The organism is Polaromonas sp. AER18D-145, from assembly GCF_002379095.1.
Taxonomy (GTDB): Bacteria; Pseudomonadota; Gammaproteobacteria; order Burkholderiales; family Burkholderiaceae_C; genus Polaromonas.
This window is the reverse complement of the sequence record NZ_NBZV01000006.1, coordinates 25,016-51,220: the sequence shown is the minus strand read 5'-3', so window position 1 is coordinate 51,220 and position 26,205 is coordinate 25,016. Positions and strand designations below refer to the sequence as shown.

Below are 26,205 nucleotides of genomic sequence, written 5' to 3'. Positions count from 1 at the left end.
TTGATTAATAACCGGATCACCGCTGCAATCTCCCTCCGGGTCTGCAGCGTCAACCCGCGTCCGCTTTTTCCTGCTCCAACTCACCGACGATTCAGAAGCGGAGCGCTTCGTCCACCCGCACTGCGAACTTGGCTGCCGTGCAGCGAAAGACCAGCGCCTCACGACGCCCCCCCACACCCTCCGTACGACCGGCATGCCCGAATACGTCCGGGAACGGGTGACTCGTTCTTTTTAGATTCCGAATATCCGTATACACGAATATAAATGATAATGCGATATCAATTTCGAGGGTTTTCACCACCACCGGGGTCAATCACGCTACTTGAAGCGATAGTGGTCCCGATTCAGGACGGCCGAGATCGCCGTCACCTCCTCAGGAAACAGCCCAAGGTTCAACTCGGTATTGCACGACTCCACCATGCCGCGCAAGGCACCCGGCGCATTGACACGCCCGGCGGGTCGGTAAATGGCGCTGCCATCGCCCCCCACTTTTTGCCGATGACATGCAGCACACTTGTGTTCCGCAATCAGCCGCTCTCCCAGTTTGAGATCAGCGCCCTCGTACAGGGCCGGCACTTGCGCGCCGGCAGATGCGCCAATCAACAAGAGGAGCAGGGGGAAGGTTGATGTGCTCATGGCATACAAGCGTACAGCAAGGGGCCGTGTCGCGCAAACGTCGCCGGATGCTGCCGGGCATCCTATACGACCTGAGCGCCAGACGGCTTTTCGTGCAACTGGACGATCCTCCATGCTTGAAGGCCGAACGTTTGCACCTTCGCCCCTTTCAGACCTGCTGTTTACAACTTCCAGCCATAGGCGATGCCGATGGCGTTCTGCTTCATTTTGAGATCAACCGGATAACCCGCGACGGACTGGCCATTGCCGTTCGAAACGCCGGCGATGCCTTTGCTGAACGCATGCATGTAGCTCAGACTCAACTCCGACTTGTCGGCCAGTGTCCACGTAGCGCCGAGCGTCACATGCTGCTCGACAGTGGCCGGCGCCAGAATATTGAAGTACGTGTTCTGGCTGTTGATCGGCATCTTGCCGAGGTTGTAGCCCGCACGCAGGGTCAGGTTCTTGCTGTATTCATGCGACACGCCGAGTTTGAGAACCGTCATGTCGGTCCAGCCAAAGCCGGAACCGTTGGCGGGGCCCATGGGGGTTCCTGAGACCGCCGGAAAGAGCGCACCGGGGTTCGCGACGGACTTGATGCTGCCGTAATTGATCTGGCTCAGGTCAACCGCCACGGTGGTCTTGGGCGTGGCTTTGAACGCCACCCCAAAACCATAACTCTCAGGAATGTCGAAGCCACCTTCCTCGGCCAGGAGGCCTTTGTATCGGTCGAACTTCGACATCTTGGTACGGCTCTGATAGACCGCGCCCAAGGTGACCGTTGGCGATACCTGGCCTGTCCAGCCGAGCTTGAAACCCAACCCGGTTGAGACATCCTTGCCACGGTTGGTCACCGAGCCTACATAACGGCTGTTATTGGCATTGTCGAAGGCCTCCAGGCCCTTGGCCTCGAAGGTCTGGCGAACGAGATTCAACGACGCGCCGAACGAATGGTTGCCAATCTTTTTCGCAATGGTCGGGGCAATGAACAATTGCTCCAGGTTGGTATAGGTATGGGAGCCCGCCGAGGTGATGAGATTGGTGCCATAGTTGGTGTTCATGCCGCCATTGCCATACACCACCACGCCGGCCGCAAGGTCGCTGGCGATCATGCGGTTATAGCCAAAATCCGGGACCACGAAGTGGCGCTGCCCGCTGCGGTAGTCACCGGCAGCGACACCCTGATACGCGGACGTGTACGTGACCGTCCGGTCCGGCATGAACAGGTCTGCACCGAAGTCGACACGGCTGCCCGCATCCACCATGCCTGCCGGATTGGTCGCTGCCGCCAGGGCATCCTGCGGCAGAGCGATGCCGACCCCTCCCATGCCCTTGGCTTTGATGCCAAAGCCATGTGAAAAGTAGCCGTTGGTGGCCATGGCCGCTGTCAGGGGGCCTGCAATGATGGCAAACGCGGCCAGATTACGAACTGCTCTTTTTGCTGCCTTGGCTGTTTTTGACGTGGTCATCTACTGTCTCCTGTGTACTAGTTATGGATATCAACGCATCAATCGCTCAGAACTCGCCCTTGGCGCCACGATCCAGCATCTGGTAGATGGTTTCGCGGACCTTCCATGCCTCCTCTTTCAATGGAGAGGGAAGCTTGCGCCCCATCTTGACCATCATGTCCATGTTGAGGGTATATATCCACAGGCCATCGTCGCGCTCAACCACCGTCAGGCGGCAAGGCAGATAGGCCGCCATGTGCGGACTGAAGTCCACCATCATGCGAGCCGTCACGGGCGTGCAAAAGGAGTAGACCTTGAGGAATTTTTGTTTGGTTCCGGTACGCGCCTCGAGCTCCTTGGACAGAGGCAGTTCACCCACGCTCTTCATGTTTCTTTCCGCCGAGATCTGGGCGAAGACCTGCTCGATGTCGTTGACCGTCACACCGGCCTTCACCTTGCGCTCCCAGGTGGTAGCCACCGCGATGTCACCGTCCGCTTCAATCCAGCGATCCCACATCTTGCTGGCTTCGGCACCGGCGCCGTTTTCAAGCTTGCCCATCGTGCTGATCGTGCCGCATCCGGTCAACATCATGACCGCCACCACGGGCACCCATTTGAGAAATTTTGTCAGGGCATTCACTTGCAGTTCCTTGTTCAGTAAATAGGTTTGTTGTCGAAAGGCGTTTCGACATCAGCAGCAGGAAGTTCCTGTTCGCCAATGTGCAGCGATAGTGCGTCAACAATCATTTCGCGAACACTGGGAGCAACCCTATACCCTACGGGGTATGGTATTTAAACAACAACAGGCAGGCGTCGTCGCGCAGGCGACGATCTGGCAAAATCAGAGCGGCTCCACCATCGCAACAATGGATTTCCATGGCAACCAAAGGCACTCCGCGTCGCACCGAGGCTCCCGTCCCGGCTTCCTCCTATCGTGAAGATCACCAGAAGGATGTGCTTAACCGCCTGCGTCGCGTCGAAGGCCAGGTGCGAGGGCTGATCGAGATGATCCAGAGCGGGCGGTCTTGTGAAGACGTGGCGCTCCAGATGTCTGCCGCACGCAAGGCCATGGACAAGACTTTTTACCGAATGATGGCCTGCTCCCTGATGGAGGCCGTCCAGGAATCCGAATCCGATGCCCAGGCCATGGCCGAGGTGGAACGCGCGGCCCACCTTCTGGAAAAATTCGGTTAACGGGTGCTGAGGTGCAGCGCCTTGCCTGAAAGCGGCATTCAGCTGTTCCGGACCGGACTACCCAAGCATGACGTGGTCATCCTGAGCTGAGTCCGGCGCAGGGCAGGCCGGCTCCCGCATTCCCGTGTGATCCGGCGGGCCAGCGCTTGACCCGGGCCACCTGCCCTTTTGTCGCCTACTTGGCGCCAGCGAGTACCCAGGCAGCCAGCGTCGCCGCGTCGGCATCACTCAAGCCGGCCTGTGCCGGCATGGGAATCGGACCCCATTTGCCGGAGCCGCCTTTCTTGATGCTGGCAATCAGGTTGGCCTCGGCGTCCTTCTGGCCGGCATATTTTTTGGCAACGTCCTGGTAGGCAGGGCCCACCAGTTTTTTATCGGTTGCATGGCACGCCATGCAGGCCTTCTGGCTGGCGAGCTCCTTGTTGGCGAACGCGGGTGCTGAAACCAGCGCAATGACAGCGATGAGGATGGGGGGAAAATTCATGGACAGTCTCCTGGATCGTAGGTTGGAAAAAGACAATGTATATCAGTCTTCGCTAATTTAACTGAATTCTGATGTTTCAGCGGCCGGGGTCGCCGCCATCTGGTCAGGGAATTCCCCGACCCTCAGGCATAACGGGCACTCATGGCCTCCATACCGACAGGCCTGATGCGGCTGCCCATGCCGGCGCAGCCAAAGGCCTCGAAACGCGCCTTGACAATGCCACGCGCCGCCGTTTTGGCGGCCGCCAGGGCCTTGCGCGGATCAAACTCGCTGGGCTGCTGCGCGAATACCCGGCGCATGGCGCCGGTCATGGCCAGCCGGATATCGGTATCGATGTTGATCTTGCGCACGCCACTTTTGATGCCACGCTGGATTTCTTCCACCGGCACGCCGTAGGTTTCCTTGATGTCCCCACCAAACTGGCGAATGATTTCCAGCCATTCCTGCGGCACGCTGGAAGAGCCGTGCATCACCAGATGGGTGTTGGGAATCTGCGCGTGAATCGCCGCAATGCGGTCAATCGCCAGGATGTCGCCCGTGGGCTTGCGGGTGAATTTGTAGGCGCCGTGGCTGGTACCAATCGCAATGGCCAGCGCGTCCACGGCAGTCCGGGCCACGAAGTCTTTGGCCTGCACCGGGTCGGTCAGCATCATCTCGTGCGTCAGCTTGCCTTCGGCACCCGAGCCGTCTTCGTCACCGGCCTCACCGGTTTCGAGTGACCCGAGACAGCCGAGTTCACCCTCAACGGACACGCCAACCGGGTGCGCCATGTCACACACGCGGCGCGTGATGGCCACGTTGTACTCATAGCTGGACGGCGTTTTGGCGTCTTCCATCAGTGAGCCGTCCATCATCACGCTGCTGAAACCGGAACGTATCGATTGGATGCAAACGGCCGGTGAGGCGCCGTGGTCCAGATGCACCACCACCGGAATGTCGGGGTGCGTCTCTACCGCAGCCAGCATCATGTGGCGCAAGTAGGCCTCACCGGCGTATTTGCGGGCGCCAGCCGACGCCTGCAGAATGACCGGACTGTCGGTCTCCTGCGCCGCTTCCATGATGGCGAGAATTTGCTCCAGATTGTTGACATTGAACGCCGGCACACCGTAGCCGTTCTCGGCCGCGTGATCCAGCACCTGGCGAAGGGAAACAAAAGCCATGACTATCTCCTTGAATTTTAAATACGATCGGCATCCAGCGGCCGTTTCAATTACATTGCTTGCTACTTAATTAATAGCGTGTTGCACAACGTGCGCAGCGGCACGCTGTTGCAGAATCTCAAGCGCTGGCAGTGTCTTGCCCTCCAGCATCTCGAGGAAGGCGCCGCCGCCGGTGGAGATGTAGTCCACCTGGCTGGCGATGCCGTACCTGGCAATGGCCGCCAGCGTGTCGCCACCACCGGCAACGCTGAATGCGCTTGATGCAGCGATGGCTGTGGCAATTTCCCTGGTGCCGTTCTCGAACGCGGCAAACTCGAAAACACCCACCGGACCGTTCCACACGATGGTGCCCGCGTTCTGGAGCTGTTCTGCCAGCCTCCTGGCCGTCTCCGGGCCGATGTCCAGAATCAGGTCATCGTCGTCGACTTCCGTGGCTTTCTTCACGGTGGCAGTCGCGCCGGCGCTGAAGGTCTTGGCCGTCACCACGTCGGTCGGGATGGGTACTTCGGCGCCGCGCGCTTTCATGGCTTCTATCACGCTTCTGGCCTCGTCCACCAGGCCCGGTTCGGCCAGGCTTTTCCCGATGCTCAGGCCTGCGGCGAGCATGAAGGTGTTGGCGATGCCGCCGCCCACGATCAGTTGCTCTACCTTGCCGGACAAGGATTGCAGGATGCTGAGCTTGCTGGAGACCTTGCTGCCCGCGACGATGGCCACCAGGGGGCGCTTCGGTTGGGCAAGCGCCTGGCGGATGGCGTCGATTTCAGCCGCCAGCAGCGGTCCGGCGCAGGCCATGGGTGCGTATTGCGCGATGCCGTGGGTCGTTCCTTCGGCGCGGTGCGCGGTGCCGAAGGCGTCGTTCACGAAGATGTCGCACAAGGCGGCCAACTTGCGGGCCAGTGTTGCGTCATTCGTTTTCTCGCCGATATTGACACGGCAATTTTCCAGCATGACGAGCTGCCCGGGAGCCACGTCCACGCCATCGACCCAATGGGCCACCAGAGGGACGTCCCGGCCCAGCAGCTCGCCCAGGCGTCGGGCCACCGGGGCCAGCGAATCGGCCGGCTTGAAAGCCCCTTCCGTGGGGCGCCCCAGGTGGCTGGCCACCATGACGGCAGCGCCCGCGGCCAACGCCATCCGGATGCAGGGCAGGCTCGCGCGAATGCGAGTGTCTTCGGTGATGTTGCCGGCCTCATCTTGCGGGACGTTCATGTCGGCGCGGATGAACACGCGTTTCTTGAAGGCAACGCCGCTGTTCACCACATCGGCAAAGCGCAAGACCTTCACAGGCCGCGCCCCACCACGCGCACCATCTCCAGGCACTTGTTCGAGTAGCCCCATTCGTTGTCGTACCAGGCAACCACCTTGATAAAGGTACCGTCCAGCGCGATGCTGGCGTCGGCGTCAAACACGCTGGTGCAGGTCTCGCCGCGGAAGTCGGTGGCGACCACCTTGTCTTCGGTGTAACCGAGGATGCCCTTGAGGCCGCCTTCGCTTTGCGCCTTCATCTCGGCACAGATTTCTTTCAGCGTGGCTTCCTTGTTCAGCTCGCAGGTCAGGTCCACCACCGACACGTCGGAGGTCGGCACGCGAAAGGACATGCCGGTGAGCTTTTTGTTCAGCTCGGGAATCACCACGCCGACGGCCTTGGCTGCGCCGGTGCTCGAGGGAATGATGTTTTCCAGGATGCCGCGGCCGCCGCGCCAGTCCTTGTTGCTCGGGCCGTCCACGGTTTTCTGGGTGGCGGTGGCGGCATGCACGGTGGTCATCAGGCCGCGCTTGATGCCCCACTTGTCGTTGAGCACCTTGGCCACGGGGGCCAGGCAGTTGGTGGTGCAGCTGGCGTTGCTGATGATGGCCTGGCCGGCGTAGGTCTTGTCGTTGACGCCGTAGACGAACATCGGCGTGTCGTCTTTCGATGGGGCCGAGAAGATGACTTTTTTGGCGCCGGCGGCCAAGTGTTTTTCACCCGAGGCCTTGTCGAGGAACAGGCCGGTGGCTTCGAGCACGATGTCGGCACCGATTTCGTTCCACTTCAGGTTGGCGGGGTCGCGCTCCTGCGTCAGGCGGATTTTCTTGCCGTTGACGATCAGGGTGTTGCCTTCGACCGAGACCTCGCCCTTGAAGCGGCCATGCACCGAGTCGTACTGCAGCATGTACTTGAGGTACTCCGGCTCGAGCAGGTCGTTGATGCCGACGATCTCGATGTCGCTGAAGTTCTGCACGGCGGCACGCAACACGTTGCGCCCGATGCGGCCGAAGCCGTTGATACCTAGTTTGATGGTCATGCCCATTTCCTTGAATAAATAGTGACTCTTGTGCCGATTGATACTGCGCCGGTTGCTATAACTTCAGTAGCGCCGAGCAGTCAGCGATGACCCGGTCCGGCGCGCAGGCGGCTATCGGCTGGCCCATGTTGTAGCCATAGGGCAGCGCCCAGACTGCGATGCCGGCGTTACGCGCCGTTGCCACGTCGATGCTGGAGTCACCCACAAACAGGGCACGGTGACGCGGCGTGCCAAACTGCGCAAGACAGCGCTCAATGCCCGCAGGGTCAGGTTTTTTAGTGGGCAGCGTGTCACCGCTGACCACGCAGTCAAGCAGCGGCATCAGCTGGTGGGCGTTCAGCACCGTGGCGGTGTAGCGGCCTTCCTTGTTGGTCACCACAGCCAGCTTGGTGCCCCTGCTGCGCAGCGCCGTCAGCGCTTCGCGCACCTGGGGGTAGAGGTGGCTGCGCGTCCCGCAGCGTCTCTGGTAGTGCTTGTCAAACTCTGCGGCAATCAGCGCCAGGCTGTCGCTGATGCGTATGGCCGCAGCATCCGTTTTTCCGCTGTACGCCAGGGCCTGGATCAGCAGCTCACGCGTTCCGTGGCCGATCCAGTCGTTGACTTGCTGCTGCTCCACCTCGGGCAGGTCGAAGCGGCGCAGGGTGTCGTTGACGGCATCGCAGATTTCGGGCGCGGTTTCGATCAGCGTGCCGTCGAGGTCAAACATGACCAGGTCAAAGGATGTATTCATGACGTGTTCAGGCTCAGGTGGTGGACAGAACGATCTGATCGGACAAGGCACCATTGCTCCGGTCGTCGCTGCCCATCCAGATTTCGCGGCGGTAGGCCGCGCGGTGGGCCAGCGTACGCACGGATTCCACGACGCGCTGGACGGTGATGCCAAAGTGGGCATACAGATCGCTGGCCGGTGCGGATTCACCAAAGCTGGCGATGCCCACCACCATGCCGGTACGGCCCACATACTTGCGCCAGAAATCGGGATGCGCCGCCTCAATGGCCACCGTGGGCAGGCCCAGCGGCAGCACCAGCGCCTGGTAGGCCTCGCTCTGGCGGTCGAACACATTGGTGCAGGGCATGGACACGACGCGGGTGGCAATGCCTTCGCTCGCCAGCGCGGCCTGCGCTTCCATGGCCAGCGAGGTTTCCGATCCCGTGGCCACAATCACGGCCTGAACCCCTTCCATGTCAGACAGGACATAGCCGCCGCGGCGGATGCTCTCGGCCATGCCGGCATCGGTCAAGCGCGGCAGGTTCTGGCGCGACAGGCACAGCGCGCTGGGGCCGTCGCGCCGCTTGATGGCGTGAGCCCAGGCGACGGCGGTTTCCAGGCCGTCCGCCGGCCGCCAGACGTCCAGGTTGGGAATGATGCGCAGACTGGGAATGTGCTCCACGCTCTGGTGCGTGGGCCCGTCTTCGCCGAGACCGATGCTGTCGTGAGTGAACACATGGATGACGCGCAGCTTCATCAGCGCGGCCATGCGGATGGCGTTGCGGCTGTAGTCGCTGAAGGTCAGGAAGGTGCCGCCGTAGGGGATGAGCCCGCCATGCAGCGCGATGCCGTTCATGATGGCGGCCATGCCGAACTCGCGCACGCCGTAACTCATGTGGTTGCCCACCTGGTCGCGTCCGGCCCTGACGCAGCCCTTGAAGTTGGTCAGGTTGGATCCCGTCAGATCGGCACTGCCACCGAAAAATTCGGGCACCAGGGAGCTCAGCGCGTCGAGCGCGTTCTGGCTCGCCTTGCGGGTGGCCACGGCGTCCGGCTTGGCAGCGATGGCCGCCAGCAGCTCGGGCAGTTTGTCGGCAACAGCGGGTAGCAGGTCGCCGGCCACGCGGCGCTCGAACTCGGCCGCCTCCAGCGGGTACTGCGTGCGGTAGGCCTCGAAGCGCACGCGCCAGGTCCGCTCGGCCACCTGGCCGCGTTCGACGGCGTTCCAGGCGTTGGCAATGTCCATTGGCACTTCGAAGGGCGCAGCGGTCCAGCCCAGCGCCTCGCGGGTGGCGGCGACCTCGGCAGCCCCCAAGGCTGCACCATGCACGTCATGCGTGCCAGCCTTGTTCGGCGAACCGTGGCCGATCACGGTTTTGCAACAGATCAGTGTTGGCCGGCCATCGGGCAGGACCGCCTGGGCCTTCGCCGACCGCACGGCGACGTCCAGGGCCAGGGGATCATGTCCGTCCACTGCGGCAATGACGTTCCAGCCATAGGCCTCGAAACGCCTGGGCGTGTCGTCGGTGAACCAGCCCTCCACATGGCCGTCAATCGAGATGCCGTTGTCATCGTAGAAGGCTACCAGTTTGGACAGGCGCAGCGTGCCGGCCAGCGAGCAGGCTTCGTGACTGATGCCTTCCATGAGACAGCCGTCGCCCATGAAGACATAGGTGAAGTGGTCCACCACCACATGGCCGGGTTTGTTGAACTCGGCAGCCAGCAGCTTCTCCGCCAGCGCCATGCCGGCCGCGTTGGCGAGGCCCTGGCCCAGCGGTCCGGTGGTGGTTTCCACACCGGGGGTGACGCCCATTTCGGGGTGGCCCGCCGTCCGGCTGTGCAGCTGGCGGAAGTGCTTCAGCTCCTCCATCGGCAGGTCGTACCCTGTGAGGTGCAACAGGGCATAGATCAGCATGGAGCCGTGGCCGTTGCTCAGTACAAAACGATCCCGGTCCGGCCATTTCGGATTCGCCGGATTGTGCTTGAGGTGCCGGTTCCACAGCACCTCGGCGATGTCGGCCATGCCCATGGGCGCGCCGGGGTGGCCGGATTTGGCTTGTTCGACCGCATCGACGGCGAGCATGCGGACAGCGTTGGCCATGTGCCTGGCCATGTCGGGTGTAGGCGCGTTCATCTCAGGATGCCCTCTTCTTGCGTTCCATCATGCGCCAGACAAAGGGCGTGAAGATCAATTGCATGGCCAGTTCCATCTTGCCGCCGGGCACCACGATGGTGTTGGCGCGCGACATGAACGAGTCGTTGATCATGCTGCGCAGGTACTGGAAATCGATGCCTTTGGGGTTGGCAAAGCGGATCACCACCATGCTTTCATCCGGCGAAGGAATGTCGCGCGCGATGAAAGGGTTGGAGGTATCGACCATCGGCACGCGCTGGAAGTTCACGTGGGTGTGCATGAACTGCGGGCAGATGTAGTTCACGTAGTCGGGCATGCGGCGCAGGATGGTGTCGGTCACGGCCTCGGTGCTGTAGCCACGCTTGGACTTGTCGCGGTAGAGCTTCTGGATCCACTCCAGGTTGATGACCGGCACCACACCGATCAGCAGGTCCGGGTGCTGGGCGATGTTGACCTCGGGCGTGACAACAGCGCCGTGCAGGCCTTCGTAGAACAGCAGGTCGGTGCCGGCCGGCACGTCCTCCCAGGCCGTGAAGGTGCCAGGTGGCTGCTGGTAGGGTGCCGCCTCTTCAGGGTCGTGCAGGTATTTGCGCCGCTTGCCGGTGCCGGTTTCGCCGTAGGCGCGGAACAGCTCGGCCAGTTCGGGAAACAGGTTGTTTTCCGGCCCGAAATGGCTGAAGTTGTTGTTGCCCGCAGCCTCGGCTTCGGCGGCTTTGGTTTTCATGTCCTTGCGGTCGTAGCGGTGAAAACTGTCGCCTTCGATGATGGCGGCATTGACCTTCTCGCGACGGAAAATGTTCTCGAACGTATGCGTGACCGAGGTGGTGCCGGCACCGGACGAGCCGGTGATGGCGATGATGGGATGGCGTTCAGACATGGGGGGTTTCCGTAAGTCAAAAAAATTTGGCAAAAAATGCCTGTAGCCCAGATGTTTGCTGCGTGATCAGCTACTTGTTCAATAGCATTTCGGCAGCCACCACCAAAAATCAGACGCGGAACAGGCTGCGTTCGGCAAACAGCGGATTGGTCTGCTCGGTCTTGGCGGGTTCGGCGTGGTAACGCTCGATGCGCTCCACCTCGCCCCTGGAGCCGAAAACCAGGCCGATGCGCTGGTGCAGCGAGCTCGGCTGCACGCCCAGCATCGGCCGGTGCCCTGTCGAAGCTCGGCCCCCGGCCTGCTCCATGAGCATGCCTATCGGGTTGGCCTCGTAAAGCAGCCGCAGGCGGCCGGGTTTGGAGACGTCTTTGGTATCGCGCGGATAGAGGAAGACACCGCCGCGCATCAGAATGCGGTGCGCCTCGGCCACCATGCTGGCAATCCAGCGCATGTTGAAGTCCTTGGCGCGAGGCCCGGTCTTACCCGCCAGGCACTCATCCACATAACGCTTGACCGGCGCCTCCCAGAAGCGGCTGTTGGAGGCGTTGATGGCGAATTCCTGGGTATCGGTCGGGATCTGCATCTTCGGATGTGTGAGCATGAATTCGCCCAGGTTCGGATCCAGGGTGAAACCGTTGACGCCATCGCCCACTGTGAGCACCAGCATGGTGGTAGGGCCATACAAGGCGTAACCTGCGGCCACCTGGCTGGCGCCGGGCTGAAAAAAATCAGCCTCGGTCACATCGCGACCGGTGTCTTCCACGTCTTGCGGTGCGCGCAGCACCGAGAAAATGCTGCCGACGGAAACGTTCACGTCGATGTTGCTGGACCCGTCCAGTGGGTCAAACACCAGCAGGTACTTGCCGCGCGGATACTGCAGCGGAATCTGATACGGCAAGTCCATTTCTTCAGACGCCATGCCGGCGAGATTGCCCGCCCATTCGGTACGCCGGATAAAAACATCGTTGCTCAGTACATCGAGTTTTTTCTGCGTCTCGCCCTGCACATTGACGGAGCCGCCCTCGGCAACTGCGTGGTTACCCATGACGCCCCCCAACTCGCCAAACGCGACGGCGCGGGCAATGCCTTTGCAGGCCAGCGCAACGTCCAGAATCAGGGCATTGAAATCGCCACTGGCACTGGGGAAGCGGCGGCGCTCCTCGATCAGGAATTGGGTCAGGGTGGACCGATTGGCGGTTAGTGGCATGGCCGTTCTTTCAGGAGGGTTGATGCAGGAATTCAGAGCGAGGCGGCCTGGCGGCGCAGCTCGCGCATGACGCCGCGGTAGCCGCCATCGGCATCAGGCGCACCAAACACGGCGCTGCCCGCCACGCAGGTGTCGGCACCGGCCTGCACGATCTCGGCGATGTTGTCGGTTTTCACGCCGCCATCGACTTCCAGCCAGATCGGCTGGCCACCGCGCGCCTGGTGCGCCGCTATGCGCTGACGCACGGTACGCAGCTTGCCCAGCGTGGCGGGGATGAATTTCTGCCCGCCAAAGCCGGGGTTCACGCTCATGAGCAACACCATGTCCAGCTTGTCCATGACATGGTCCAGCCATTCCACGGAGGTGGCCGGGTTCAGCACCAGCCCGGCCTTGCAGCCGTGTTCGCGAATCAGCGAGAGCGTGCGGTCCACATGCCTGGAGGCCTCGGGGTGGAAGGTGATGATGTTGGCGCCGGCCCTGGCGAACAGCGGAATCAGCGCATCCACCGGCTCGACCATCAGGTGAACATCAATGCCGATCTTCACGTGCGGGCGAATGGCTTCGCACACCAGCGGGCCGATGGTGAGGTTGGGCACGTAATGGTTGTCCATCACGTCAAAGTGCACCAGGTCGGCCCCAGCGGCCTCAATGGCGCGAACCTCTTCGCCCAGACGGGCAAAGTCGGCGGACAGAATCGAAGGCGCAATGCGGAGGGGGCTTGACATGGTGAGGATGCTTATGAAGAAAGGGATCAGCGAGCGGTCGATTTTTTCGGGCCCGCTGCTGCGTGCATGCCGGCCAGCTGCGCCAGCGTGCAGCCGGCCAGGTCCGGCAGGACGCAGAGCGCGCCTGAAAAGTCATGGTGCCCGGTGAAAGAATTCTGGGTGATGATGGTGGGCAACCCCGCTGCCGCGGCGGCCCGCAATCCGTTGGCTGAATCCTCAATGGCCAGACACGCGGCTGCGGGCAACTTCAGCCGGCTCAGCGTTTGCAAATACACCTGGGGATGCGGTTTTTTGCGGGGTGCGGTCGAAGCGTCCTCGATCACGACAAAAAACCGCGCCCAGTCCGGCCCCATGGCACAGCGCAAGAGCGCGGAAATATTGACCGGCGACGTGGTTGTTGCAATGGCCAGTCGCAGGCCCTCGTCGTGCGCCTGCTCGATCAGCTTTAAAACGCCTGGCCGCAGCCGCACGGCGCCGTTGTTGACCATGCGTTCGTAAGCCGCTGTTTTCTGGTCGTGGATGCGCTGCACGATCTCGGTGAATGCAGCGTTGTCGATGATCTTGAGGTCGGGCTGAACCTGCCGCCAGTAATAGGTGATGCGCTCCTTGCCCCCCGACACTTCCAGCAGCCGGGTGTACAGGGGCACGTCCCAGCGCCAGGGCAAGCTCTCCTGCGCAAACGCTTCGTTGAATGCGGCCAGGTGCGCCAGTTCCGTGTCGGCCAGCGTCCCGTCGACATCAAAAATCAGGGCCTGGAGACCGGCGGTGTTCATGGCTGCGCCTTCACTTGCTGGAAGACGCGACTGGCGCGTATGTCCCGCTCTTCAATCGTCGTCAGGTCGTCCACGGTCAACACCCGGTCGCGGTCTTCAAACAGACGGCTCGCCTGGCGCAACCGGGCCCGTTCCAGCGCATTGCGGGCACTGCGCGCATTGGCAAAGTGCGGCTGGCCGATACGCAGCGTCAGGTACTCTTCAAACACCTGCGCAGCGCCCTGGCCAAAGCGGTAATTCTGGTCGCCCAGCATCTTTTGCGAAATCTGCATCAGCTCGCCCACCGCATAGTCGGGAAAATCAAGGTGGTGGGCAATGCGTGAGCTCATGCCCGGATTACTCTGAAAAAAAGTGTCCATGCGGTCCTTGTAACCGGCCAGGATCACCACCAGATCATCGCGCTGGTTTTCCATGACCTGCAACAGGATTTCGATGGCCTCCTGGCCGTAGTCGCGCTCGTTTTCCGGGCGGTACAGGTAGTAGGCCTCGTCAATGAACAGCACGCCGCCCATGGCCTTTTTAAGCACTTCCCGGGTCTTGGGCGCCGTGTGGCCAATGTACTGGCCCACCAGGTCGTCACGCGTGACCGCGACCATATGGCCTTTGCGCACATAGCCGAGTCGGTGCAATATTTCAGCCATGCGCATGGCCACGGTGGTTTTCCCGGTGCCGGGGTTGCCGGTGAAGCACATGTGCAAGGACGGCGCCTGGGCTGCCAGACCCAGGTTCAGCCGCAGCTTGTCGATCACCAGCAGCGCGGCGATGTCACGGATGCGCGCCTTGACCGGGGCCAGCCCGACCAGCGCGTCGTCCAGCTCCTGCAGTACTGGCTCCACATGGGAATGCGCCAGCACCTCGGCGACCGTGCGAGCGGCCGCCAGGGAGTTGTCACCGGGACCGCTTTCGGTGACGGCTTGCGCCGCCACCTGACCGGGAATCGAATACTTCGGTGCGTTCATGATCGAAAAGTTCCTTCGCCAGTCAGGTCTGCAAGACTACAACGACACGCTCAATAGCGTTCGCCTTCGGGCTTGTCGGTCGCGTACGAGTGGATGGTGTAGCGCATCGTTCGGCCATCGGTCTCATGGCGCTCCAGGCGGAAGCCAGGCTCTTTCTTGGGGCGGTTAACAATGTAGGACATGGTCACGCTCTCCACACCACGCACGGCACTGAAAGCCGTCACGCGGATGTAGTGGTTCGGGTACGTCTTGCGGCAGTTGTTGATCTCCATCAAGATGCCGGCCGGGTCCTTCATGTCAAACATCGGGTTGCCGAACATTTCCCAATAGGTGTTGCGCGGGTGGGGGTCGTCGGTGTATTCGATACCGAGCGACCAGCCTTTGTCCAGCGCGTACTGCACCTGTGCGGTGATCTGCACATCGGTCAGGTCTGGCAGAAATGAAAACTGGCCTTGCGTAACGCGGCCGCCGAGATTGGTCATCATGGTTATTCTCCTGAATGGGTTTTAGGCGCTGGCTGTAGGGGTTGCCACAAAGTCGGGGCTGTCGGTGGATGCGTAGTTGAAGGACACATCCTTCCAGGTGGCCAGGCCGGCTTTGAGCGGGCCGCACCACTTGGCAGCGTCCTGCAAAATCTGCGGGCCTTCGTTCCAGATATCGCGGCCTTCGTTGCGCGCCATGATCATGACTTCGAGTGCGGTACGGTTGGCAATCGCACCGGCCTGGATGCCATCCGGATGACCGATGGTGCCGCCGCCGAATTGCAACACCACGTCGTCACCGAGGTAGTGCAGCAACTGATGCATCTGTCCGGCGTGAATGCCACCGGAGGCAACCGGCATGACCTTGTTCAGCGACGCCCAGTCCTGCTCGAAGAAGAGCCCTTTTTCGAGTTGCACCGGGGTGTGGGTGTCGAGCAGGGTGTCGTAGTAACCACGAATCATCATCGGGTCGCCTTCGAGCTTGCCGACCACGGTGCCGGCGTGGATGTGATCGACACCCGCCATGCGCATCCATTTGCAGATCACGCGAAAGCTCATGCCGTGATTTTTCTGGCGCGAATAAGTCGAGTTGCCGGCGCGATGCAGGTGCAGAATCATGTCGTTCTTGCGTGCCCAGACCGCCATGGACTGGATCGCGGTGTAACCGATCACCAGGTCGATCATGATGATGATCGAGCCCAGCGATTTGGCGAATTCGGCACGTGCGTACATCTCTTCCATGGTGCCGGCGGTCACATTCAAGTAGTGCCCCTTCACTTCACCGGTAGCAGCAGACGCCTTGTTCACCGCGTCCATGCAGTACAGGAAACGGTCACGCCAGTGCATGAAAGGCTGCGAGTTGATGTTCTCGTCGTCTTTCATGAAGTCCAGACCGCCCTTGAGCGCTTCGTACACCACGCGGCCATAGTTACGGCCAGACAGACCCAGTTTCGGCTTGGTCGTCGCGCCCAATAGCGGACGGCCAAACTTGTCCATGCGCTCGCGCTCGACGACCACGCCAGTGGCCGGGCCCTGGAAAGTCTTGAGGTAAGCAACAGGGATGCGCATGTCTTCCAGGCGCAACGCTTTCACAGCCTTCATGCCGAACACGTTGCCGATGATGGATGCGGTCAGGTTGGCAATCGAGTTGCCTTCAAACAGGTCAATGTCGTAGGCGATGTAGGCAAAGTACTGAGCCTCGGTGCTGGTACCGGGGCCGGTGTTGGGCACCAGGTCCACGCGGTAGGCCTTGGCGCGGTACATCTCGCAGGCGGTCAGGCGGTCGGTCCAAACCACGGTCCAGGTGGCGGTCGACGACTCACCGGCGACTGCGGCCGCACATTCGTCTGCCTCAACACCGTCTTGCGGTGTCATGCGGAACATCGCCAACACGTCGGTATCCTTGATCGCGTAATCAGGATCCCAATAGCCCATCTTTTTGTAAGGAATAACGCCGGCGCTGTATCGCTGCTTGGCATCGGTGATTTGTGTGTTGCCCATCGCTTTGCTCCTGTTCAGTTAAGGGAAATTGCGTAAAGCCTAGACTATAAGAACTAACTTAAATAAGGTAAATTCAATAATAGTGTGACTTTAATTAAGGTAAAGCTGAATGAAAAACGCCACCTTCCGGCAGCTGCGGGTTTTTAATGAAGTCGCCAAGCATTTGAGCTTTTCAAAAGCGGCAGAAGCGCTTCACCTCACACCGCCAGCCGTCACCATGCAGATCAAGGAGCTGGAGGGCCATGTCGGCCTGCCACTTTTTGACCGCGGCGGCCGGAAAATCAGCCTCACCACCACGGGCGAATACGTGCTGGTGTACGTCCGGAAAATTCTGGCGACCCTCAAGGACGCCGAAGACGCCACCGCACGGCTGCAAAAACTGGAGATGGGCAGCCTGACCATCGGCATGGTCAGCACAGCCACCTACTTTCTCCCGCACTTGCTGGCAGAGTTCAAGCGCGAACATGCGGGCATCGAAGTCAAGCTGGTGGTGGGCAACCGCCGCCAGCTGGTGCGGATGCTGGAGCTCAGCGAGGTGGACATTGCCATCATGGGGCGCCCGCCCGAGCAAATGGCAACGCGCGCAGAGCCCTTCGCCGCGCATCCTCATGTGTTCATTGCCGCACCAGACCACCCCCTGATGGCCGCGGGGGAAGTAACCGTGGCCGGCTTGCTCGGCGCGCCGTTCGTCATGCGCGAGCAAGGCTCGGGAACCCGCGCGGCGCTGGAGGAATTTTTCCAGCGGCAGCACGTTGAACTGAGCGTGGCCATGGAAGCGGACAGCAACGAGATCATCAAGCAAGCCGTCATGGCCGGCATGGGCATCAGTTTTCTGTCTCTGCACACCCTGGGCCTGGAGCTGGACAACGGACTGCTCAGGATGATTCCGGTCGAGGGCGCGCCGGTGGTGCGGCGGTGGAACTGCGTGCACACCCTGGCCAAGATGCTTTCGCCGGCCGCCGAGTCCTTTCGCTACTTTGTGCTGGAGCGTGGCGAGGGATTTCTGGCGACACAGTTTTTGCGCCACTGGAACCCCATGGAGGGGCTCTCCACCGGCGCAGACTGACCGGGCCAGGTTGAGGACTGCCGGTAAAACCCGAAAGCCGCGGGTTTCTACCAGCCAATTAAACATCATCCATCATTAATATAAGCAAGTGCTTCTATTTATGCACGCCAGTTTTATCTCATGGCCGGTCAGATTTAATTTTTAAAGGTATTCCATATGAAAAAATTCGCGACGCTGCTTGCCAGCATGCTGTTGGTGACAGGGGTGTACGCCGCAGAACACCAGATCAAAATGGTCAACAGCGGCAAGGACGGCATCATGGTTTTTGAGCCAGGTTTCATTCAAGCCGCCAAAGGTGACACCGTGAAGTTCGTCAAAACCGACGCATCGCACAACAGCTCGTCTTTTTTCACGCCTAAAGGCGCCACGGCCTGGAAGGGCAAGATGGACGAGGAAATCGTGGTCAAGCTCGATGCGGAAGGCGTTTACATGTACCAGTGCGACCCGCATAAATCCATGGCCATGGTGGGCGTGATTCAGGTCGGCAAGCCGGTCAACCTGGACGATGCCAAAAAAGAAGCGACGGCTTACAGCAAAACCCTGGCCATGAACAAAGACCGTTTGAGCAAATACATCGACCAGGTGAAGTAAGGACTTCTTCCAGGCGCTTCCCGCGCCATGCGGCTCGGGAAGCGCCTGAAAAGAAAACGTTGTGAAGTCTCGCTTGCCGCCCTGCCCTGCCGGGCGCGGCGACGTCATGCAACGCCACCGGCCGCGAACAGTGACAGTGCCGCAACAACATACCCGCCGCCAGACATGCTTCACACCCTGAGACTTCCATCGTTTTTATTGGCCACTCTTTTACTTCTTGGAATGACGGCCAATGCCATGGCCCAGGCCGGAGCCCCTTTTGTTTCGCTGGAAGCAGCCCGGGCTGCAATTGAACAGTCTTCCCAGATCGTGATCGACATCCGTGAGCCTGACGAGCACGCAACCGGTGTCGCCAAAGGCGCGCTGCTTATTCCCATGAGCCAGTTGGGCAAGCGCCTGGCAGAACTGCCGCAGCCCGCGAAACAACCGTTTCTGGTGATCTGCAATACACAAAACCGTTCATCACGCGTGGTTGAGCAACTGCGGACCATGGGCTACACAAACGCCAGCTACGTCAAGGGCGGCATGAGCCTCTGGGCCGCCCGCGGCTGGCCAATGGTGAAGCCATGATCCGGCTTACCCAGGCATCCACCGGCCCTGCCTGATTCGTTTCCGTACCCAAAGCAAAACGCCACCGCTCTTGCCTGGAACCGGAATGCCCCTGGATCGATGACACCAACAAAAGAAAATACCATGCACCTGAAGAACACCGCCCTCTTTCTCGTACTCGCAGCCAGTGCGTTGTTGGCTGGCACATCGGCCCATGCTGACAACAAAGCCATTGCGATCGATGAAATGACGGCTTACCTTGAATTTGTTGAATACGGCGGCGGAACGATCTTTCCTGAGCAGATTCCCAAAGAGGAATATGCCAAGATGCTGGTGATTGACGCACGCGAAAGCGCCCAGTTCAATGCCGGGCATATTCCCGGCGCGGTCAATATGGAGTGGCGGCAGGTCTTGGCCAAAAGCAGCCAGATTCCCAAAAACAAGCCCGTCCTCCTGTACTGCAACACCGGCACCTTGTCCGCCCAGGCGGGATTTGCGCTGCGCGTGGCTGGCTGGGACAACGTCCGTATTCTTCAGGGTGGCTATGCTGAATGGAAAGCCAAAGGCGGCCTCGACGCCAAGGCCAAGGCCAAGGCCGGCAGCACGCCACCGAAGCACTGAACTTCGCTGTCGGTTTGCGCTGAATTTCGCCTTTTATTTTCTGGTTTCAAGGCTGGTTTTCCTGCTGACCGGGTGACCTTTCGTGTTTCCTTGAAACCAGAAAATTCCCCATCTGCATCTCGGACTTTGGCGACATCGCCTGCATCACCATGTCACCGGCAAAAAGCGACTGCCTCCTTGTACGAACGCCTGATGCCGCGCCCTGCCTTCCGCTAAACGCTACCCATCGCCTGATTTTCAAGTCCACGGCGCTCCGGACGTTTCGCCCGCGGCTTCGCCGATAAGATTTTCAGCACGGGAATTTGCCTGCAAAATAAACATCATGCAACTCCCGCCCCCCGTCCACGCATCGCCTGACTCCGTGCCGCGCAGCCTGCCCGCGTGGCTCCCGCCGGACGACCTGGAACGTACCGCGCTGCACAACGAAGTGCATGCGCGGCCTGCAGCGCGCATCAGGCTGCCGGCGCTCATCATTTACGTGGCGGTGCTCAATGAAGGCATCACCCGCGAGATGGAGTGCGCGCACCTGCGCCGTCTCGCGGGGCAGCATGCGTTGCCGGTGGACAGCCTCAACGGCAACTTCCTGCGCCTGCGATTTGAGGGCTACACCGTCAAGTGGGAAAGACACAGCGAATTCACGCGTTATTCGATTGTGCAGGCGCTGCCCGATGCAGCGGGCGTGGGTGCCACCGAGCCAGAGCTGCTGGGCGCCCCGGTTGTGGCTCCGCAATGGCTGTCCAGCATCCCGGGACGCACCGTAGCAGCCGTTCAGCTGGCCATGGTCCACGGCGATTTCTCCGACGAACAGGCCCTCATGGTCCAGGCGCAGCGCTGGTTTGGAGGGCGTACCGTGGTGGCGTCCCAACTCGGTCATGTGCAAGGGCAGCCCGTGCTGCCCGGAAAGCCCCTGGGCCACTCCTGGGCGCTCACCGAATTTCGCATCGCTCCTGACGGATTTGAACGCATGCTGGTCATCGCGCAACCCGGCATCAGCGAAACCCGCGCCGGCCGTATCTCGCAGCGTCTGCTGGACGTCGAAACCTACCGCATGATGGCGCTGCGCGGCCTGCCGGTAGCCAAGCTGCTATCGCCGATGCTGGCCGAGGCTGAAAGCGCGCTGGCGGCAAACACCGCGCTGCTCGAAAGCAAGTCGGCGTCGGATCAGGAATTGCTGGGCATGCTGGTGTCGCTCGCGGCACGCGTTGAGCGCGCCACGGCCGAGCACAACTACCGCTTCTCAGCCACCCGCGCCTACGACACGCTGGTGGGCCAGCGCATCGCCGAGCTGCGCGAAAAGGCCATTCCCGGGACACAGACCATCGGTGAATTCATGCAACGCCGCCTGTCGCCTGCCATGGCGACCGTGGCAGCCACGGCGCAACGCCTGGCGTCATTGTCTGAGCGCGTTTCGCGCACCAGCGCGCTCTTGCGCACGCGAGTGGACATTGCCACCGAAATGCAGAACCGGCAGCTGCTGGAAAAGCTCACGCGTGGGCAGGAATTGCAACTGCGCTTGCAATCCACGGTTGAGGGACTGTCGATCGCGGCCATTTCCTACTACGTCATCAGCCTGCTGCTGTATGCCGGAAAGGCGCTCAAGGCTGCGGGCGTACCGCTGAATGCCGAAATCGCCACGGGTGTGCTGATTCCGGTGGTGTTATGGAGCGTGTGGCGCACCATCCGGCGCATTCATGCCAAACTGCGCGCCGACGCCTGAAAGCCTGAGCGCGGGGAAAAACAGGGCGCCAGCCCAATGGAAACGGTCCCGATAATCTGCAAATTCAAGAGCGGCCTCTGGCATCCAAAGCCCGACAGGCTGCTGGGCGGCCCACGTTTCAAGGATGGCGTTCCGCCCACCGCTCAGGCCCGCAGTCGAGCCCGGGCCTGTGCCAATCGCTCGGCCAGATAAAAACTGTAAAAATCTGGCGAGTACCCGGACAGCCTCTCGGCAACCTCCGCCCCGTCCCGCCCGATGAAGAGCAGCGTCGGCGCCACTTTGACGTTCCACGCCCGGACCCGCTCATCGTGCGTCATTTGCCCGCCACTGAAGTCGCGGGTCAATTGCCGGCTGCGCATGTCCACCTGCACCACCGCAAGACCCTCTTGCCCGCGCATCGGTACCAGATGGCTTTCCCGCACCGCCCGGCAAAACGCGCAGCCCTCAAGGCTGACCATCACCACCAGGGGCTTGTCGGCGCGCAAGGCAACGCGCAACTCATCGGCCAGCGAACGGGAAGCAGGCAACGCGGGCAGCCCGGCAGCCTTCACACCGGGCAGCAGAAGCAGGGATGCGGCAGCCACCAGCCAATGCCGGCGCGGCGGGGCGCGGAGGGCGGAACGCGCCTTCATTTTGCTTCGCGCTCCATGAGCAGGTAAGTGTTGTAGGCGTTCATGCGGTTGGCGACGCGAAACAGCGGCAGGTGTTCAAACTGCGTCCAGTCGGTGGCCTTGTAGGCTTCTTCAAAGGGTTCGAGATTCCTGGCGGCCTCTCCCATCGCCGTCCGCAGGTAGACGAGGTAGTCGCGTGTCAGCTGCATGTCCTTGCGTGCCTCGGAAGACAGCGGCCCGTGGCCAGGCACGATGACGGTCGTGTCAAACGCGAGCAGATCGTCGAGCGCGACGATCCAGTGCCGGCTGTCGGCCTGACCGACGTACGGAATGCGGCTGCGAAAGACCAGGTCGCCAGCGAAAAGCACCTTTTCCGAGGGCATGTAGATCGCCAGGTCTTCCAGGGTATGCGAGGGGCCCACGTGTTTGAGCTGGAAACGCACGCCGCCCACCACCAGTTCCTTGTCCTTGTCGATCCACTCGTCGGCCTCCACCAGCCGCGTCTGGGCATCGATCCAGGGCGCAAGTTCCTGGCGCGAAGTGTCCAGCCGCAACCGGGCCGTCTCCGAATTCAGATACGCCTTCGCAGCAACGTGCGCGATGATGCGAGCCCCCTGCGCCTTGAAGGTCTGCAGGCCGTAGATGTGATCTGCATGGTAGTGCGTCACGATCACATGCGTGACCGGTTGCGACGTCACCTTGCGTATCTCGGCGAGGAGGCGGGTCGCCAGTGCAGGCGATCCCAGCGCATCGATCACCACCACGCCTGCCGGCGTCACCACGAACCCCGCGTTGGAAATGAAGTTCTGGTTGGCCGGCGAGCCCAGGGCCGACACGCCCTCGACATACCACGCAGAAGGCGACACCTTGTGCGCAGCCATGGCGGGCACTGCGTCAGCATGGGCCGTCAAGGCGCTCAGCGCCGCCAAAAGCGCGCCCAGGCCGTGCCGCCAAAAAAACATTCTCGTCATCGCCATACGTGTCCTCAGCAGGAGTGTATCGATCGCCCAGCTCGCCCACCCGGATCGAGAGCTTGAGCTTGAGCTTGAGCTTGAGCTTGAGCTTGAGCTTGAGCTTGAGCTTGAGCTTGAGCTTGAGCAAGATCAAGAGACAAAAGCCTCACTGAACTTAGCATTAATATAAGCTAATACTGAATTATTGGAAACCGTCATGAACTTGGCAACCCTTCTTGAGCGCTACGGGGAAAGCGCGGCGCTGGCCATTGGAGGGCTCGTCATTGGCGTCCTTTTTGGCTTTTTTGCCCAGCGGTCGAAGTTTTGCCTGCGGGCAGCCGCCATCGAGTTCTGGCATCGAAAATTCGGCGAGAAGCTCTCCGTATGGCTGCTGGCATTTTCAAGTGCCGTGGTTGGCGTTCAACTTCTCATCCTGACGCAGTCACTGGACGTGAGCACGGCGCGCCAGATCGCCGCGCGCGGCAGTCTCTCGGGGGCGCTGATCGGCGGCCTGCTGTTTGGCGCCGGCATGATCATGACCAGGGGCTGTGCCAGTCGTTTGCTGATTTTGTCGGCGAACGGAAATTTGCGGGCACTGCTGTCAGGACTGATCTTTGCCGTCACCGCGCAGGCTTCGCTCTCTGGATCGCTGGCCCCCCTGCGCAACGCCATCAGCGCTTGGTGGACGGTGGACGGCGGCCCCTCGCGTGACCTGCTGGCCATCACCGGCGCAGGCCACTGGGGTGGACTTCTTTTTGGCCTGGTGTGGCTTGCGGCAGCGCTTTTCTTCTCGGTACGAAGCGGCTGGGGTCTGTGGAAATGGATTGGCGGCATCGGTGCAGGCCTGATGGTGGCCGCGGGCTGGGGCTACACCTACCTCGTGTCCGCCAGCTCCTTTCAGGTGGTGCAGGTTCAGGGCCTGACCTTCAGCGGTCCTTCCGCGGAATGGCTGATGCGGGTACTGTCTTCGCCGGCCCCGGCGATCGGGTTTGACTTTGGTTTGCTGCCTGGCGTGTTCATAGGTTCGTTCATCGGCGCCTGGGTCGGAAAGGACCTGAAGCTGGAAGGATTCACCGACGGCTACGGCATGCGCCGCTATATCGCGGGCGCCGTCCTCATGGGGTTTGGGTCCATGCTGGCAGGCGGATGTGCCGTCGGCGCCGGCATCACCGGAGGGGCCATTTTCGCCTTGACGGCCTGGATCGCCCTGGTCGGCATGTGGGCCGGCGCAGGCCTGACGGATCGCCTGCTTGACGGCAAGCCCATCGGCCAGCGCATGGCCATCGGACGGCCCGCCCTGACGGCGCCTTGAGCCGCCGCAGGCTGTGCGTGTTTACCCGCGGTACTTCGGGTCATTCATTCGCTATATTCATGCTGATTGATATCTCACAGAGGAGACCAGCCATGCGCATCAAGATTCACCTTGCCGCGGCATTGCTCATGGGAGGCGCGGCAAGTGCCACGGTGGCTCAGGATGCAAGCGCCACCCTGCACACACGCGCCCTTGCCGCAACCTGCGCCAACTGCCATGGCACCGATGGCCGCACGGTGGATGGCTCGGCCATCCCCTCGCTGGTCGGCATGCCCAAGAGCTACATGATCATGCAATTCAATGCCTTCAAGGATGGCTCGCGTCCAGCCACGGTGATGCACCAGCTCAGCAAGGGCTTCACCGATCAGCAGATCGACAGCATCGCCACCTATTTCGCCGCGACCAAGCGATAAGCCGGAGGAACATCATGAAAAGACGCGATTTTGTTCAGGCATCCCTGGCCCTCGGCACACTGGGCAGCATGGTCGGCTGCGCCACCACGGGCCGCATTCCCAACCGGGCCAAGGTACTCGTCATTGGCGGCGGCTACGGCGGCGCGACAGCGGCCAAGTATGTGCGCCTGTTGTCGAACTACAAGATCGATGTGGTGATGGTCGAGCCCAACACCAACTTCGTTTCCTGCCCGATCTCCAATCTGGTGCTGGGCGGCTCCAGGACCATGGGCGACATCACCACGCCCTACAACAAGCTCAGCGGCAAACACGGTGTCACCGTTGTCAAGGACATGGTCAGCAGCATCGATGCCGCCAAAAAAACCGTGACACTGGCAAGTGGCGCCACCATCGGCTATGACAAGCTGATCCTGTCTCCCGGCATCGACCTGATGTGGGACAGCATTGGCGGCCTGCAGGCCGCCAATGCGGCGGGACAGATTTTGCAGGCCTGGAAAGCGGGCCCGGAAACCCTGGCACTGCGCCGCCAGCTCGAAGCCATGCCCGACGGCGGTGTGTATGCCATCACTATCCCCCTGGCCCCCTACCGCTGCCCCCCCGGGCCCTATGAACGCGCCAGCCAGGTGGCCAGCTACTTCAAGAAGGCCAAGCCGAAATCAAAGGTCCTGATTCTGGATGCCAATCCGGACGTCACCTCCAAGGGGCCACTGTTCAAGAAGTTCTGGGCCGAGAACTACCAGGGCATGCTGGAATACCGTGGCGGGCACAAGGCCATGGCGGTCGATGCGCGGACAAACACGGTCAAGTTCGATGTTCAAGACGACGTCAGGGCCCAGGTGCTCAACGTACTGCCGGACATGAGTGCCGGCGCCATTGCCGTGCGGTCCGGCCTGGCCAATGCCAACAAACGCTGGTGCGATGTCAACTACCTGACGTTTGAATCCACCGCCGCCAAGGACGTTCACATCATCGGCGATTCAACACTCTCAGCCCCACTGATGCCCAAGTCCGGCCACATGGCCAACTCGCATGGCAAGGTCGTGGCTGCGGCCGTGGTGGCACAGCTCTCAGGCATCGAGGTCAACCCGAATCCGGTGCTGACCAACACCTGCTACAGCTTCGTCAATGACAAGCTGGTCGTTCACGTGGCGTCTGTGCACCAGTATGTGGCCGCCGAAAAAACCTTCAAAACGGTGGCCGGTTCGGGTGGCGTGTCTGCCGCGCCCAATGAGCTGGAAGGCGTGTACGCCTGGAACTGGGCACAGAACATCTGGGCCGATACGCTACTGTAAGGATGTTGGCAACTTGTTTGCCTTCACCCTCCATCTTCCCCGGCCCTTGCCGGGGATTTATTTTTTTGAGGACGATTCATGCACAAACTTATTTTTTCCCTGGCGATCGCAGTGTTCGCTGCCAGTACCCTCTCGGGCTGCGCCACCACCAATCAAAGCGCCCGGGCGCCCCAACCGGTCAAGGCGGTCTATCACATCACCACGGGCATCGACACTGCCGTCGCCGCACTGAACAACATTCAGAACCATCTGGATGCCGACCCGAAAGCCAGGATCGTGGTCGTCACCAACGGCCCTGGCATTGATTTCCTGCTGCAGGATGCGAAAGACAGCCGCGGCCGTGAGTTCAGCTCCGCCGTCAGTACGCTGGCAGACCGTGGTGTGGAATTCCGGGTATGCAACAACACCCTGACCGCGCTCAACATCTCGCCGGACAAGCTGCTCATGGAAGCAAAAATTGTTCCTTCAGGCGTTTCAGAAGCAGCCACACTGCAAGCCAGGGAAGGCTTCGTCTACATCAAGCCGTGA

General features: G+C 61.1%; 29 protein-coding genes. 10 read left to right on the top strand and 19 right to left on the bottom strand.

Annotation, left to right across the window (positions count from 1 at the left end; all coding sequences use genetic code 11):
* Window positions 1-318 precede the first annotated feature (318 nt).
* The 3 genes from B7G52_RS05325 to B7G52_RS05315 all read right to left on the bottom strand — a co-directional run bounded on the left by B7G52_RS05325 (window position 319) and on the right by B7G52_RS05315 (window position 2,703).
* The gene (locus B7G52_RS05325) at window positions 319-636 is read right to left on the bottom strand and encodes a hypothetical protein (protein ID WP_240523329.1); all 318 of its coding nucleotides are present in this window, start codon (window positions 634-636) and stop codon (window positions 319-321) included.
* A gap of 161 nt (window positions 637-797) precedes the next feature.
* Window positions 798-2,084, bottom strand: a complete 1,287-nt coding sequence (locus B7G52_RS05320; protein WP_096696605.1) for an OmpP1/FadL family transporter — start codon at window positions 2,082-2,084, stop codon at window positions 798-800.
* Between the two features lie 46 nt (window positions 2,085-2,130).
* On the bottom strand, window positions 2,131-2,703 hold the full coding sequence (locus B7G52_RS05315) for a DUF302 domain-containing protein (RefSeq protein ID WP_240523328.1): 573 nt from the start codon (window positions 2,701-2,703) through the stop codon (window positions 2,131-2,133).
* A gap of 236 nt (window positions 2,704-2,939) precedes the next feature.
* Between B7G52_RS05315 and B7G52_RS05310 the strand changes: the two genes are divergently transcribed.
* Window positions 2,940-3,257 (top strand): metal-sensitive transcriptional regulator, encoded by a 318-nt coding sequence (locus tag B7G52_RS05310; protein ID WP_096696604.1) that lies wholly within the window; start codon window positions 2,940-2,942, stop codon window positions 3,255-3,257.
* 175 nt (window positions 3,258-3,432) lie between these two features.
* Here the strand turns inward: B7G52_RS05310 and B7G52_RS05305 are convergent, their stop codons facing one another.
* The 13 genes from B7G52_RS05305 to B7G52_RS05245 form a co-directional block, all read right to left on the bottom strand.
* Complete coding sequence (locus B7G52_RS05305) at window positions 3,433-3,741, bottom strand: c-type cytochrome (protein WP_096696603.1); 309 nt, start codon at window positions 3,739-3,741, stop codon at window positions 3,433-3,435.
* Between the two features lie 122 nt (window positions 3,742-3,863).
* The gene (gene fba, locus B7G52_RS05300) at window positions 3,864-4,901 is read right to left on the bottom strand and encodes a class II fructose-bisphosphate aldolase (RefSeq protein ID WP_096696602.1); all 1,038 of its coding nucleotides are present in this window, start codon (window positions 4,899-4,901) and stop codon (window positions 3,864-3,866) included.
* 66 nt (window positions 4,902-4,967) lie between these two features.
* Window positions 4,968-6,185: a phosphoglycerate kinase gene (locus B7G52_RS05295; RefSeq protein WP_096696601.1), complete on the bottom strand. Its 1,218-nt coding sequence runs from the start codon at window positions 6,183-6,185 to the stop codon at window positions 4,968-4,970.
* Entirely contained in the window at window positions 6,182-7,186 is a 1,005-nt protein-coding gene (gene gap / locus B7G52_RS05290; protein WP_096696668.1) for a type I glyceraldehyde-3-phosphate dehydrogenase, read from the bottom strand. Before gap ends, B7G52_RS05295 begins: the two co-directional genes overlap by 4 nt.
* 55 nt (window positions 7,187-7,241) lie before the next feature.
* Complete coding sequence (locus B7G52_RS05285) at window positions 7,242-7,916, bottom strand: HAD-IA family hydrolase (RefSeq protein WP_096696600.1); 675 nt, start codon at window positions 7,914-7,916, stop codon at window positions 7,242-7,244.
* Between the two features lie 13 nt (window positions 7,917-7,929).
* The gene (tkt, locus tag B7G52_RS05280) at window positions 7,930-10,029 is read right to left on the bottom strand and encodes a transketolase (RefSeq protein ID WP_170954681.1); all 2,100 of its coding nucleotides are present in this window, start codon (window positions 10,027-10,029) and stop codon (window positions 7,930-7,932) included.
* A 1-nt stretch (window position 10,030) separates the two neighbouring features.
* Window positions 10,031-10,906, bottom strand: coding sequence for a phosphoribulokinase (locus tag B7G52_RS05275; protein WP_096696599.1), 876 nt, complete (start codon window positions 10,904-10,906; stop codon window positions 10,031-10,033).
* Between the two features lie 109 nt (window positions 10,907-11,015).
* Window positions 11,016-12,113: a class 1 fructose-bisphosphatase gene (locus B7G52_RS05270; RefSeq protein ID WP_096696598.1), complete on the bottom strand. Its 1,098-nt coding sequence runs from the start codon at window positions 12,111-12,113 to the stop codon at window positions 11,016-11,018.
* A 32-nt stretch (window positions 12,114-12,145) separates the two neighbouring features.
* Window positions 12,146-12,838, bottom strand: coding sequence for a ribulose-phosphate 3-epimerase (rpe, locus tag B7G52_RS05265; RefSeq protein WP_096696597.1), 693 nt, complete (start codon window positions 12,836-12,838; stop codon window positions 12,146-12,148).
* 26 nt (window positions 12,839-12,864) lie between these two features.
* Complete coding sequence (locus B7G52_RS05260; protein WP_096696596.1) at window positions 12,865-13,611, bottom strand: HAD-IA family hydrolase; 747 nt, start codon at window positions 13,609-13,611, stop codon at window positions 12,865-12,867.
* Entirely contained in the window at window positions 13,608-14,570 is a 963-nt protein-coding gene (gene cbbX, locus B7G52_RS05255) for a CbbX protein (RefSeq protein WP_096696595.1), read from the bottom strand. The genes B7G52_RS05260 and cbbX overlap by 4 nt, the downstream gene beginning before the upstream one ends.
* A 50-nt stretch (window positions 14,571-14,620) precedes the next feature.
* The gene (locus tag B7G52_RS05250; protein ID WP_096696594.1) at window positions 14,621-15,055 is read right to left on the bottom strand and encodes a ribulose bisphosphate carboxylase small subunit; all 435 of its coding nucleotides are present in this window, start codon (window positions 15,053-15,055) and stop codon (window positions 14,621-14,623) included.
* Window positions 15,056-15,076: 21 nt separating this feature from the next.
* Window positions 15,077-16,552, bottom strand: a complete 1,476-nt coding sequence (locus B7G52_RS05245; RefSeq protein WP_096696593.1) for a ribulose-bisphosphate carboxylase large subunit — start codon at window positions 16,550-16,552, stop codon at window positions 15,077-15,079.
* A gap of 109 nt (window positions 16,553-16,661) precedes the next feature.
* On the opposite strand from B7G52_RS05245, the gene B7G52_RS05240 reads away from it, so the two are divergent.
* The 5 genes from B7G52_RS05240 (at window position 16,662) to B7G52_RS05220 (ending at window position 21,096) form a co-directional block, all read left to right on the top strand.
* Window positions 16,662-17,618 (top strand): LysR family transcriptional regulator, encoded by a 957-nt coding sequence (locus B7G52_RS05240; RefSeq protein WP_096696592.1) that lies wholly within the window; start codon window positions 16,662-16,664, stop codon window positions 17,616-17,618.
* Between the two features lie 156 nt (window positions 17,619-17,774).
* Window positions 17,775-18,209: a pseudoazurin gene (locus tag B7G52_RS05235; RefSeq protein WP_205853028.1), complete on the top strand. Its 435-nt coding sequence runs from the start codon at window positions 17,775-17,777 to the stop codon at window positions 18,207-18,209.
* A gap of 165 nt (window positions 18,210-18,374) precedes the next feature.
* Window positions 18,375-18,779: a rhodanese-like domain-containing protein gene (locus B7G52_RS05230; protein ID WP_096696591.1), complete on the top strand. Its 405-nt coding sequence runs from the start codon at window positions 18,375-18,377 to the stop codon at window positions 18,777-18,779.
* 123 nt (window positions 18,780-18,902) lie between these two features.
* Entirely contained in the window at window positions 18,903-19,379 is a 477-nt protein-coding gene (locus B7G52_RS05225) for a rhodanese-like domain-containing protein (protein WP_096696590.1), read from the top strand.
* A gap of 322 nt (window positions 19,380-19,701) precedes the next feature.
* Complete coding sequence (locus B7G52_RS05220; protein WP_096696589.1) at window positions 19,702-21,096, top strand: DUF3422 family protein; 1,395 nt, start codon at window positions 19,702-19,704, stop codon at window positions 21,094-21,096.
* 143 nt (window positions 21,097-21,239) lie between these two features.
* Here B7G52_RS05220 and B7G52_RS05215 read toward each other — a convergent pair whose 3' ends face one another.
* Genes B7G52_RS05215 through B7G52_RS23535 form a run of 3 tightly spaced genes read right to left on the bottom strand, consistent with a single transcriptional unit; the run spans window position 21,240 to window position 22,814 of the window.
* The gene (locus B7G52_RS05215; RefSeq protein WP_240523327.1) at window positions 21,240-21,728 is read right to left on the bottom strand and encodes a hypothetical protein; all 489 of its coding nucleotides are present in this window, start codon (window positions 21,726-21,728) and stop codon (window positions 21,240-21,242) included.
* Window positions 21,725-22,588 carry an MBL fold metallo-hydrolase gene (locus B7G52_RS05210; RefSeq protein WP_096696588.1) on the bottom strand — a complete coding sequence of 288 codons (864 nt, stop codon included), beginning with the start codon at window positions 22,586-22,588 and terminating at the stop codon, window positions 21,725-21,727. Before B7G52_RS05210 ends, B7G52_RS05215 begins: the two co-directional genes overlap by 4 nt.
* Window positions 22,589-22,601: 13 nt before the next feature.
* Window positions 22,602-22,814 (bottom strand): hypothetical protein, encoded by a 213-nt coding sequence (locus B7G52_RS23535; protein ID WP_096696587.1) that lies wholly within the window; start codon window positions 22,812-22,814, stop codon window positions 22,602-22,604.
* A gap of 63 nt (window positions 22,815-22,877) precedes the next feature.
* On the opposite strand from B7G52_RS23535, the gene B7G52_RS05200 reads away from it, so the two are divergent.
* From B7G52_RS05200 to B7G52_RS05185, 4 genes are all read left to right on the top strand, one after another.
* Complete coding sequence (locus tag B7G52_RS05200) at window positions 22,878-23,972, top strand: YeeE/YedE family protein (protein ID WP_096696586.1); 1,095 nt, start codon at window positions 22,878-22,880, stop codon at window positions 23,970-23,972.
* 92 nt (window positions 23,973-24,064) lie between these two features.
* Window positions 24,065-24,385 (top strand): c-type cytochrome, encoded by a 321-nt coding sequence (locus B7G52_RS05195; RefSeq protein WP_096696585.1) that lies wholly within the window; start codon window positions 24,065-24,067, stop codon window positions 24,383-24,385.
* A gap of 14 nt (window positions 24,386-24,399) precedes the next feature.
* A complete protein-coding gene (locus B7G52_RS05190; protein ID WP_096696584.1) occupies window positions 24,400-25,677 on the top strand; it encodes an NAD(P)/FAD-dependent oxidoreductase in 1,278 nt (425 codons plus the stop codon).
* Between the two features lie 78 nt (window positions 25,678-25,755).
* The gene (locus tag B7G52_RS05185) at window positions 25,756-26,205 is read left to right on the top strand and encodes a DsrE family protein (protein WP_096696583.1); all 450 of its coding nucleotides are present in this window, start codon (window positions 25,756-25,758) and stop codon (window positions 26,203-26,205) included.

Excerpts from the sequence above, each read along its gene's own strand:
- B7G52_RS05325 (WP_240523329.1), bottom strand. The coding sequence starts at position 636 with ATGAGCACATCAACCTTCCCCCTGCTCCTCTTGTTGATTGGCGCATCT.
- B7G52_RS05320 (WP_096696605.1), bottom strand. The coding sequence starts at position 2,084 with ATGACCACGTCAAAAACAGCCAAGGCAGCAAAAAGAGCAGTTCGTAAT.
- B7G52_RS05310 (WP_096696604.1), top strand. The coding sequence starts at position 2,940 with ATGGCAACCAAAGGCACTCCGCGTCGCACCGAGGCTCCCGTCCCGGCT.
- B7G52_RS05305 (WP_096696603.1), bottom strand. The coding sequence starts at position 3,741 with ATGAATTTTCCCCCCATCCTCATCGCTGTCATTGCGCTGGTTTCAGCA.
- fba (WP_096696602.1), bottom strand. The coding sequence starts at position 4,901 with ATGGCTTTTGTTTCCCTTCGCCAGGTGCTGGATCACGCGGCCGAGAAC.
- gap (WP_096696668.1), bottom strand. The coding sequence starts at position 7,186 with ATGACCATCAAACTAGGTATCAACGGCTTCGGCCGCATCGGGCGCAAC.
- B7G52_RS05285 (WP_096696600.1), bottom strand. The coding sequence starts at position 7,916 with ATGAATACATCCTTTGACCTGGTCATGTTTGACCTCGACGGCACGCTG.
- tkt (WP_170954681.1), bottom strand. The coding sequence starts at position 10,029 with ATGAACGCGCCTACACCCGACATGGCCAGGCACATGGCCAACGCTGTC.
- B7G52_RS05275 (WP_096696599.1), bottom strand. The coding sequence starts at position 10,906 with ATGTCTGAACGCCATCCCATCATCGCCATCACCGGCTCGTCCGGTGCC.
- B7G52_RS05270 (WP_096696598.1), bottom strand. The coding sequence starts at position 12,113 with ATGCCACTAACCGCCAATCGGTCCACCCTGACCCAATTCCTGATCGAG.
- rpe (WP_096696597.1), bottom strand. The coding sequence starts at position 12,838 with ATGTCAAGCCCCCTCCGCATTGCGCCTTCGATTCTGTCCGCCGACTTT.
- B7G52_RS05260 (WP_096696596.1), bottom strand. The coding sequence starts at position 13,611 with ATGAACACCGCCGGTCTCCAGGCCCTGATTTTTGATGTCGACGGGACG.
- cbbX (WP_096696595.1), bottom strand. The coding sequence starts at position 14,570 with ATGAACGCACCGAAGTATTCGATTCCCGGTCAGGTGGCGGCGCAAGCC.
- B7G52_RS05250 (WP_096696594.1), bottom strand. The coding sequence starts at position 15,055 with ATGATGACCAATCTCGGCGGCCGCGTTACGCAAGGCCAGTTTTCATTT.
- B7G52_RS05245 (WP_096696593.1), bottom strand. The coding sequence starts at position 16,552 with ATGGGCAACACACAAATCACCGATGCCAAGCAGCGATACAGCGCCGGC.
- B7G52_RS05240 (WP_096696592.1), top strand. The coding sequence starts at position 16,662 with ATGAAAAACGCCACCTTCCGGCAGCTGCGGGTTTTTAATGAAGTCGCC.
- B7G52_RS05235 (WP_205853028.1), top strand. The coding sequence starts at position 17,775 with ATGAAAAAATTCGCGACGCTGCTTGCCAGCATGCTGTTGGTGACAGGG.
- B7G52_RS05230 (WP_096696591.1), top strand. The coding sequence starts at position 18,375 with ATGCTTCACACCCTGAGACTTCCATCGTTTTTATTGGCCACTCTTTTA.
- B7G52_RS05225 (WP_096696590.1), top strand. The coding sequence starts at position 18,903 with ATGCACCTGAAGAACACCGCCCTCTTTCTCGTACTCGCAGCCAGTGCG.
- B7G52_RS05220 (WP_096696589.1), top strand. The coding sequence starts at position 19,702 with ATGCAACTCCCGCCCCCCGTCCACGCATCGCCTGACTCCGTGCCGCGC.
- B7G52_RS05215 (WP_240523327.1), bottom strand. The coding sequence starts at position 21,728 with ATGAAGGCGCGTTCCGCCCTCCGCGCCCCGCCGCGCCGGCATTGGCTG.
- B7G52_RS05210 (WP_096696588.1), bottom strand. The coding sequence starts at position 22,588 with ATGGCTGCGCACAAGGTGTCGCCTTCTGCGTGGTATGTCGAGGGCGTG.
- B7G52_RS05200 (WP_096696586.1), top strand. The coding sequence starts at position 22,878 with ATGAACTTGGCAACCCTTCTTGAGCGCTACGGGGAAAGCGCGGCGCTG.
- B7G52_RS05195 (WP_096696585.1), top strand. The coding sequence starts at position 24,065 with ATGCGCATCAAGATTCACCTTGCCGCGGCATTGCTCATGGGAGGCGCG.
- B7G52_RS05190 (WP_096696584.1), top strand. The coding sequence starts at position 24,400 with ATGAAAAGACGCGATTTTGTTCAGGCATCCCTGGCCCTCGGCACACTG.
- B7G52_RS05185 (WP_096696583.1), top strand. The coding sequence starts at position 25,756 with ATGCACAAACTTATTTTTTCCCTGGCGATCGCAGTGTTCGCTGCCAGT.